This is a genomic window from Streptomyces sp. NPDC096310, from assembly GCF_044763125.1.
Classification (GTDB): Bacteria; Actinomycetota; Actinomycetes; order Streptomycetales; family Streptomycetaceae; genus Streptomyces.
Genome location: NZ_JBIWFO010000020.1, coordinates 24,380 through 33,294 on the forward strand (window position 1 = coordinate 24,380; position 8,915 = coordinate 33,294).

Below are 8,915 nucleotides of genomic sequence, written 5' to 3' on the forward strand. Positions count from 1 at the left end.
GTGGACAGCGTAGATCGCGAAATCTTAGGCAAGCCTAAGCTAAGTCGCATTTTCCTTTCAACTGGCGTGCGGCGGGCACGGATGCCCCCCGTCCCGGCGGAGAGCGACATGGCGCGCTCCAGATGACGCGCTCTCCCGGCGGTGCGAGCGGACCCCCCTCCGGGAGCGGGCCGTCCGGCGCGGGCCGGCTCACCCGGGCGGCATCCCCGGGAACACCGCTGCCCCGGGGGAGCGAGGGAACGCGGGCAAGGATTCACAGGATTCCCCCGGAACCGATTGAACACATGGCACAGTGCTTTCGTATTCAAAGACGTCCGGCTCGATGAAATGGGATCACCGGCCAAGGGATCACGCTGTCGTGATACGGAAAAGGAGGTCATGGCCGGAGTGCAGAGCGAACCGATCACCGTCACGGTCGCCTACCACGTCGCGCCGGGCCGCGAAAGCGAGTTCCGTTCCTGGGCGATGACCGTGCTGGGCACCGCGGCCCGCGTTCCCGGATATCTGGGCGGCGGAGTTCTCGCCCCGGGCGAGGTCGGCACGGAATGGCATGTCATTCACCGGTTCGACTCCGCCGTCTCCACGGCGGCCTGGGAGGAGTCCGCCGCACGGACACGGCTGGCATCGTACGGCGATCAGCTTGCCCGGGAGACCGGGCACCGGAGGATACGAGGTCTCAGAGCCTGGTTCGAGGGCCCGGCGGAGGCGGCGCCGCCGTCACCGCCCCGGCCGCCGCCGAAATGGAAGTTGTGGTTCGTGAACATGGGCGCCGTCTTCCCACCGGTGCTCCTCTTCAACCTGACGGTGATTCCGTACCTGGGCGGTCTCAACGCACTCGTACGGACACTCATTCTCTGCCTGAGCGTGACGGCCATTGTCACCTGGGTGCTGATGCCGCGCCTTCAGCGTTTTCTCAAGAAATGGCTGTATCCGCCTCTCCAGGCGTTCCGCGGACGGCACAAACGCCGGGCCGCGTAAGGGCGATGCGGGAAGAAACGGGCACGGTTCGAGGCACGGAACCGCACGGCCCCGGAAAGACGAAAAGGAGGTGGGCCGGGTGAAGACTCTGCTCATCGACAATTACGACTCGTACACGTACAACCTGTTCCAGCTCATCGCCGAGGTGAACGGCGAGGAGCCGGTGGTGCTGCTCAACGACGCGCCGGCCGGCGCGGAGCTGGATCTGCGGGCGTTCGACAACATCGTGGTGTCCCCGGGGCCGGGACACCCCGGCACGGCGCGCGACTTCGGCATCGGTACCGCGCTGCTCGCCCGGTCCGGGATCCCCGTTCTCGGGGTGTGCCTCGGTCACCAGGGCATCGCGGTGGGCGAGTTGGCCCAGGTGGTGGCGGCGCCCCGCCCCCGGCACGGCCATCTCTCCGTGATCCGGCACGACGGGCGGGAGCTGTTCCGCGGGATACCGCAGAACTTCACCGCGGTGCGCTACCACTCGCTCGCCGTACGGGAACCGCTGCCGCCCGCCCTGGAGGCCACCGCGTGGGCCGAGGACGGGGTGCTGATGGGGCTGCGCCACCGTACCCGACCGATGTGGGGCGTGCAGTTCCACCCCGAGTCGATCCTCACCGAGTTCGGCCACCGGATGCTCACCAACTTCGCGGAGCTCACCGCCTCCTGGTCGCGTACGGACCGCACGCGTCGCGATGTGCGCCGGACCCCGCCGGTCCCCCGCACCGCGGCGCGGACGACGGCGAACGCGAAGGCGGCGGCGAACGCGGGGGCCACCCGGGAGCCGGCCTCGGCGGCCGGTACCGGCCGCTACCGGCTGCACAGCAGAGTGATCGACACGCCGGTGGACCCCGAGGCGGCGTTCACCCGGATGTGCGCCGACGCGCCCCGCGCATTCTGGCTGGACAGCGCGCGGGTCGAGGCCGGGCAGTCCCGCTTCTCGTTCTTCGGGGACGGTACGGGCCCGCTCGCCGAGTTCGTACGGTACGACGTCGAAACCGGGCGGACCGGGATCGAGCGGCCCGGGCGGGCCGCCCGCCGGGTGCGGGGCAGCGTGTTCGACCATCTCCGACGGCGGTTGGCGCTGCGCGCGGTGGACGCCCCCGACCTGCCCTTCGACTTCACAGGCGGCTACGTCGGGTACTTCGGGTACGAGATGAAGGCGGAGTGCGGGTCACCGGGCCGCCACCGGGCCGAAACCCCGGACGCCTGCTGGCTGTTCGCCGACCGGATCGTGGTGGTGGACCACCAGGAGGGCGCCACGTACGCGGTCGCCCTCGCCGAGAACACCCTCCGCGCCGCGCGGGAGGCCGCCGACTGGCTCGACTCGGCCGTGGCACAGCTGAGTCGTGTGCCCGCGGCCCAGACCCCGGCCGCGCCGCGTCCCGCCGCCGTCGACCTCGGCGCCGCCGAACCGTGGCTGGAGCGCGACCGTGCGGCGTATCTCGCCGACATCGAGGCCTGCCGGCGGGAACTGGCCGACGGGGTGAGTTACGAGATCTGTCTCACCAACGCCGCCGATCTGCCGGCGCCGCCCGACGCGTACGACTTCTACCGGGTGCTGCGCCGCCACAACCCGGCGCCGTACGCGGCGTATCTGAAGTTCGGCGAGGTCGACGTGGCGTGCTCCTCTCCCGAGCGGTTCCTGCGGATCGGCCGGGACGGCACCGTGGAGGCCAAGCCGATCAAGGGCACCGCGCCACGCGGCGAGCGGCCCGGGGAGGACGCCCGGCTGCGCGCCTCGCTCGCCGCCGACGAGAAGACCAGGTCCGAGAACCTGATGATCGTCGATCTGCTCCGCAACGACCTGGGCCGGGTCTGCCGGACCGGCTCGGTCCGGGTGCCCCAACTGATGGCGACCGAGACATACGCGACCGTGCACCAGTTGGTCTCCACCGTTCAGGGACGGCTCCGGGCGGACCAGGACGCGCTGGACTGCGTACGTGCCTGCTTCCCCGGCGGTTCGATGACCGGGGCTCCCAAAGCGCGCACCCTGGAGATCATCGACCGGCTGGAGACCCGGGCCCGCGGTGTGTACTCCGGCGCCCTCGGCTATCTGAGCTGCAACGGCGCCGCCGACCTCAACATCGTCATCCGTACGGCCGTGTTCAGCGGCGGCCGGATGCGGCTCGGGGCGGGCGGCGCGATCGTCCTGGGCTCCGATCCGGCGGCCGAGTACGACGAGATGCTGCTGAAGACGGCCGCCCCCATGCGCGCCTACCTGGACCGGACGGTCCGGGCCCGCGCCCCCCACCCCGCCGTTCCCGCGGCCGCGGTCCCCTCAGCCGCTGTCCCCGTAGCCGCTGTCCCCGTAGAGGAGCCGGTCCGATGACGCCCCCCACCACCCTGCGCCTGACGCCCCGGTCCGCGCCGCTTCCCCCGGCCGGCCCACCGGAACCCGCCGGCGCCCCCGCCCCGGGCCGGGGGCGCACGGACACGGTCAGGACCTGTCCGGGCAATCTGGCCGCCGACCTCGCCGACCTGGCGGAGCGGCACGGATGGACCGACCGGCCCGCGTTCCACCAGGACCACCGGGTCTGGACCCACGGCGAGGTGCACGCGCTCGCCGCGCGCGCCGCCACCGTCCTGGCCGACCGCGGGGTCGTGCCGGGCGACCGGGTGCTGCTCGCGCTCCCCGACTCCGTCGCCTGGGTGGCCACCTTCCTCGCCCTCGCGCGGCTCGGCGCGACCGCGGTCCTGGTCAACCCCGAACTGCCGCGCGCCGACCATGACTTCATGGCAGAGGACGCCGGTGTCACCCTCGGGGTGACCGGTCCGGGGCTGGAGGACCGCTTCCCGCCGCGGCGGCGCCTCCTCAGCGACCAGCTCCTGGCGCTCGCCTGTACGGCCGCCCCGGCCGACCCCCGGCCGGCCGGCTCCGGAACACCGCTGTACGTCCAGTACACCTCCGGGACCACCGGGCGCCCCAAGGGGGTGGTGCACCACCACGGGGACCCGGAGGCGTACTACGAGTTCGTCGGGAGGCGGCTGCTGCGGATCGGCGCCGACGACGTCACCCTCTCGGTCTCCAAGCTCTTCTTCGCGTACGGCTTCGGCAACGCGTTCGTCTTCCCGCTCTTCTCCGGCTCCTCCGCGGTCCTGGTCGGCCTGCGCCCCTCCCCCGCCACCGTGGACGAGCTGGTCGCGCGTCACCGGGTGACCCTGCTGTACTCCGTGCCGTCGGCGTACGCCGCGCTGGTCACCGACCGGGCGGACGGACACGCGGCGTGTTTCGCCTCCGTACGCGCCGCGGTCTCGGCCGGTGAGGGGATGCCCGCCGGGCTCGGTGAGCGGGTCACCGAACTGCTCGGCGCGCCCGTGCTGGAACAGATCGGCTCGACCGAGGTCGGCCACGCCTTCTGCGCCAACAGCCTCTCCCACAACACACCGGGCACCGTGGGCCGTCCGGTACCGGGGTACGAGGTGCAGCTCCGGGACGCCGACGGGCGGCCGGTGCCGGACGGCGAGGAGGGCGAACTGTGGGTGAAGGGGCCGACGCTGACCACCGGATATCTCAACCTGCCCGAGGACACCGCCCGCACCCTGACCGGAGGCTGGCTGGCCACCCGGGACCGGGCACGCCGTGATCCCGACGGCACGTACCGCCATCTCGGCAGGACGGACGACCTGGAGATGGTGGGCGGGATCACCGTGTCACCGCTGGAGATCGAGGCTGTGCTGCGGACGCATCCGGCGGTCCGTGAGGTCGCCGTGTCGGCGTTCACCGACGACAAGGGCGCCACCCGGCTGCGGGCGTTCGTCGTCCCGGCCGGGCCGGTCGAGGACGCCGAGGCGCTGGAGGCGGGGATCGTCGGGCTCGCCCGGGAACGTCTCGCCCCGTTCAAGGTGCCCAGGTCGGTCCGGGTCGTGGAGTCGCTGCCCCGCACCCCGACCGGCAAGCTCCGGCGTCCTCTCGTGCGCCGGGGCTCCTGGTGAACTCACCTCATGTCTCTCGACGTTCAGGAAGGAAGGCCGCCGTGCCCCATCCCCTCTTCTCCGAGCGCGGATTCTCCCTCGGGCTGATGTTCCACCGGGCCGCCCGCCGCCACGGTGCGGTCCCCGTCACCCTGGACCGGCCGCTCGACGTGAGTCCCGGGGCGGGACTCGACCTGAACTACGCGGAGTTGGCCCGTCTCGTGGACGCTCTCTCGGCGCGGCTCCGGGCGGCCGGTGTCAGGCCGACGGAGCGGGTGGCCATCCACAAGGCGGACAACGTCGACATCGTGGTACTGGCCTGCGCCGTCTCCCGGATCGGGGCCGTGCCCGCGCTGCTCTCGCCGGGGCTGCACGGCCGGGTGGCCGGTGAGCTGCTGGAGCGGCTGGACCGGCCCTGGCTGATCACCGACCGGGCCACGCTGGACGGGCCGTTGCGCGAGGCGGACGCGCGGGCGGACGCCGCCGCGCCGGGCGCCCGCGCCCCCGGGCTCGCCGGTATGGTCCGGCGGGTGCTCACCGTAGACGGTCCCGCCGGGGACGGCGTCGGCGGGTCGGACGGCTCCACCGGGGCGGCGGGCGCCGTACCGCTGGACGCGTACGCCGACGCGCCGCCGCACGCGCCGGTACGGCTCCATCCGCGCGAGCCCTCCCTGATCACCCACAGCTCGGGCACCACCGGGGTACCGAAGCTGGCGGTGCACTGCGCGCAGACGATGTGGAACCGGCTGATCCCCCAGAAGGCGCTGGGCTGGCCGACCCGGGGCGAGAGCGCGGCGCTGCACCTGTCCTTCGTCCACTCCCGCTTCTACCATCTCCTCGGTGTGCTGCTGCACTTCGGCAGCCCGCTGCTGCTGATGGTCGACCCCGATCCGGCCTCGGCGGGACCGCTGCTCGCGCGGCACCGGCCGGGCATCGTCGAGACCCATCCCAACACCTTCGTGCTGTGGGAGGAGTTGGCGCAGGCTCCCGGTGCGCCGCTGGCCCGGGTGCGTTCGTACGGATCCACCTTCGACGCCATCCATCCGCGCACCGTGCAGAAGCTGCTGGGCGCCTCCCGGCGGCGTGCGCCCTGGCTGATACAGCTCTACGGGCAGAGCGAGACGGGGCCGGTGGCGTTCCAGTGGTATTCGCGGCGCGGCGCGGCGAAAGCCGACGGCAGACGCGTCGGCACCGCGATCCCCGGGTTCACCCGGATACGGATCGCGGACGGCGACGGGCGGCGGGCCGCCCCCGGCACACCGGGCCGGATCGAGGCCCGTACCCGGGGGCTCATCCTCACCTATCTCGGGGCCCCGGAGAGCTACGACCGCCAACTCCGCGACGGCTGGTGGCAGATGGGCGACATGGGATACCGCGACCGCCGGGGCGGGCTCTATCTGACGGACCGCGAGGTCGATCTGATCGACACGGTGAACAGCAATCTGGCGGTGGAGGACGTTCTGATGTCCCGGCTGGAGGAGCTGTGTGAGGTGGTGATCGTGCCGGGCGCGGCCCGTGAGCCGGTACCGGTGGTGTGTGTCCGGGGCGACGAACCGCTCGACGCGCGGCGGTGGACCGAGGCGACCGCGGACCTGCCCGTGATGTCGGCGCCCCTCCAGTGGCGGTTCGAGGATCTGCCGAGAACCTCGACATGGAAGGTCAAACGGGTGGAGATCACTGCCATGCTGGACCGGGGCGCGGTGCCCGCCGCCGGTCTCGGAGGCTGAGAGATGACCCCTGTCATGGTGGTGGGCGCCGGGCCCGTGGGGCTGTCTGCGGCGCTCGCGCTGCGGGCGGGAGGCCTGCCGGTCACCGTACTGGAGGCGGAGCCGCGGGGCCGGGAACGGCCGGGCAGCCGCGCCCTGTTCGTCCACCGGGAGACGCTGCAGCTTCTGGAGCGGATGCGGCCGGGGCTGGCCGCCGAGATCGTCGCGTACGGCAGCACCTGGCACACCCGGCGCACCCTGTACCGGGGGCGTGAGGTGTACGCGCGGACCTTCCCCGAGCCGTCCCCCGCGCCGGCCGGCGCCGGAGCGGCCGGTGTCGCCCCGTTCACGAGTCTGCGGCAGATGGACACGGAGAGGTTTCTGCTCGCGGCGTGCGAGGCGGCCGGTGTGCGGTTCGAGTGGGGCGCGCGGGTGGAGCGGGTACGGGTGTCGAGGAACGGGGTCGGCATCACCACCCGGGACGGCAGGGACTGGTCGGGCGGCCATGTGATCGCCGCAGACGGCGCCCGGTCGACCGTGCGGGCCCAGCTCGGCATCCCGATGCGCGGGGTCCGCGCGGAGGGGTTCCACGTGGTGGCGGACGTCGCCGACATCCCGGGGTCCGAACTGCCCCTGGAGCGGGTGTTCCACTACGAGCATCCGGGGGCGGGCGGGCGCACGGTGATGCGGGTGCCGTTCACCGGCGGGTTCCAGATCGATCTCCAGTGCCGGGAGGACGACGTGCCCGAGGCGTACGGGACGCGGGAGGCGGCACGGAGGTGGCTGCCCCGGCTGGTGGGTGAGGGGTACGCCGAGCGGGTGCTGTGGGTGTCGACGTACCGCTTTCCGCGGAAGGTGGCGGCCGAGTTCACCGACCCGGGCCGCCGGGTGCTCTTCGTCGGCGAGGCCGCGCATCTCTTCCCGCCGTTCGGCGCGCGGGGCATGAACAGCGGTATCGCGGACGCGGCGGCGGCAGCGGCGGCGGTCGCCGCCCGGATCGCCACCGGATCGCCGCGCCCCGTCGAGGAGTTCGCGGCGGCCCGCCGGGAGGCCGCGCTGTTCAACAGCGCGGCGGCCGGGGCGGCGCTGGAGCATCTGCGGCCGCGCGGGACCGTACGGGTCAAGCAGCGCGCGGCGGCGGCGCTCGCTCCCGTACTGCCGTGGTGCGGCGAGTGGCTGGAGCGCGCGCCGTACGGTCCCCGGCACGGGCCCCCGTCCGGCGCGGGCCGCAGGTACTGACAGGCTGGGTGTGATGGACGACTGGAGGTACGAGCCGATGGCGGCAACACCGACCGACCGCGCGGAGGCGGTCACGGAGCGGGTTCTGGGCTGGGAGCCGGGCCATGGCCTCACCGTCATGGCGGAGGGGTCCGGCGGGCCCGCCGGACCGGGCGGCGCGGGCGCGGCCGGCGGCACCCTGCCGGCCGCGGACTCATGGCTGGTCACCGGCGGGCGGGTGCGTGCGCTCGCCCGGCACCGGGAGCGGTTTCTGCGCGCCTGCGCCGAGACCGTCGAGCTGCCGCACGGTCAACTGGCCGCGTTCTGGCAGGACATGACGGCGGCGCTGCCGCGCGAGGGGGCGTGGTTCCCCCGGGTGGAGCTGGCGCCGCCGGGGCGGACCCCGCTGCTGCGGCTGCGGCTGCGGGCCGCTCCGCCGCTCACCTCGCAGGTGCGGGTGTGGGCGCAGGGCCAGCCCGATCCCCGTACGGTCCCCCGGCGCAAGGGTCCGGACCTGGACACGCTCGCGGAGGTACGGCGGCGGGCGGCGGCCCACGGGGCCGACGAGGCGCTGCTGACCTCCGCCTCGGGGCTGGTGCTGGAGGCCGCGTACTCCAGTGTGATGTGGTGGGAGGAGGACACTCTTTGTGTGCCGTCGCCGGCGCTGCCGGTGCTGGCGGGGGTCACCACGGCGGTCATCCGCGAACGGGCCCGGCGGGCGCGGATTCCGTTCGTCGCGTGTGAGCGCACCGTGGCGGATCTGGAGGGGCGTGAGGTGTGGCTGGTGAACGCGCTGCACGGCATCCGTCCGGTGACGGCCTGGACGGGGCGGCCGATGCGGGCGGGCGAGGCGACCCGCGCGCCCGAGTGGCGGGAATGGCTGGCCGGAATCACCGAGCCGCTTCCGGTGGACTGGCCCTGATATCCGCCGACCGGTCGTCAACAACTCCCCCCGGGTGAACACGGTCCGGGGGCAGGAAAATTGACCCAGGATTTCCTTTCGGGACACGAATGGCGCGGCGGGCCGGATTACACGCCCCCGCGCGCCCATCCAGGTTAATGAATTATTTGGTAACGGCGGTAAGGCGCCCGGGGCCCATCCGGGGGGCA

The 8,915-nt window shown here is 73.1% G+C and carries 6 protein-coding genes; all 6 read left to right on the forward strand.

Annotated elements, in window-relative coordinates:
* The first annotated feature begins 378 nt into the window (after positions 1–378).
* The 6 genes from ACIQ7D_RS28620 (at position 379) to ACIQ7D_RS28645 (ending at position 8,727) form a co-directional block, all read left to right on the forward strand.
* Positions 379–978 carry an antibiotic biosynthesis monooxygenase gene (locus ACIQ7D_RS28620; protein ID WP_403942302.1) on the forward strand — a complete coding sequence of 200 codons (600 nt, stop codon included), beginning with the start codon at positions 379–381 and terminating at the stop codon, positions 976–978.
* A gap of 79 nt (positions 979–1,057) precedes the next feature.
* Positions 1,058–3,298, forward strand: a complete 2,241-nt coding sequence (gene pabB, locus ACIQ7D_RS28625; RefSeq protein ID WP_403942304.1) for an aminodeoxychorismate synthase component I — start codon at positions 1,058–1,060, stop codon at positions 3,296–3,298.
* The gene (locus tag ACIQ7D_RS28630; RefSeq protein ID WP_403942307.1) at positions 3,295–4,902 is read left to right on the forward strand and encodes an AMP-binding protein; all 1,608 of its coding nucleotides are present in this window, start codon (positions 3,295–3,297) and stop codon (positions 4,900–4,902) included. Before pabB ends, ACIQ7D_RS28630 begins: the two co-directional genes overlap by 4 nt.
* Positions 4,903–4,988: 86 nt before the next feature.
* A complete protein-coding gene (locus ACIQ7D_RS28635) occupies positions 4,989–6,608 on the forward strand; it encodes a class I adenylate-forming enzyme family protein (RefSeq protein ID WP_403942509.1) in 1,620 nt (539 codons plus the stop codon).
* Between the two features lie 3 nt (positions 6,609–6,611).
* Positions 6,612–7,826, forward strand: a complete 1,215-nt coding sequence (locus ACIQ7D_RS28640; protein ID WP_403942309.1) for an FAD-dependent monooxygenase — start codon at positions 6,612–6,614, stop codon at positions 7,824–7,826.
* Between the two features lie 13 nt (positions 7,827–7,839).
* A complete protein-coding gene (locus ACIQ7D_RS28645) occupies positions 7,840–8,727 on the forward strand; it encodes an aminotransferase class IV (protein ID WP_403942312.1) in 888 nt (295 codons plus the stop codon).
* Positions 8,728–8,915: the final 188 nt, after the last annotated feature.

Excerpts from the sequence above, each read along its gene's own strand:
- ACIQ7D_RS28620 (WP_403942302.1), top strand. The coding sequence starts at position 379 with ATGGCCGGAGTGCAGAGCGAACCGATCACCGTCACGGTCGCCTACCAC.
- ACIQ7D_RS28630 (WP_403942307.1), top strand. The coding sequence starts at position 3,295 with ATGACGCCCCCCACCACCCTGCGCCTGACGCCCCGGTCCGCGCCGCTT.
- ACIQ7D_RS28635 (WP_403942509.1), top strand. The coding sequence starts at position 4,989 with ATGTTCCACCGGGCCGCCCGCCGCCACGGTGCGGTCCCCGTCACCCTG.
- ACIQ7D_RS28640 (WP_403942309.1), top strand. The coding sequence starts at position 6,612 with ATGACCCCTGTCATGGTGGTGGGCGCCGGGCCCGTGGGGCTGTCTGCG.
- ACIQ7D_RS28645 (WP_403942312.1), top strand. The coding sequence starts at position 7,840 with ATGGACGACTGGAGGTACGAGCCGATGGCGGCAACACCGACCGACCGC.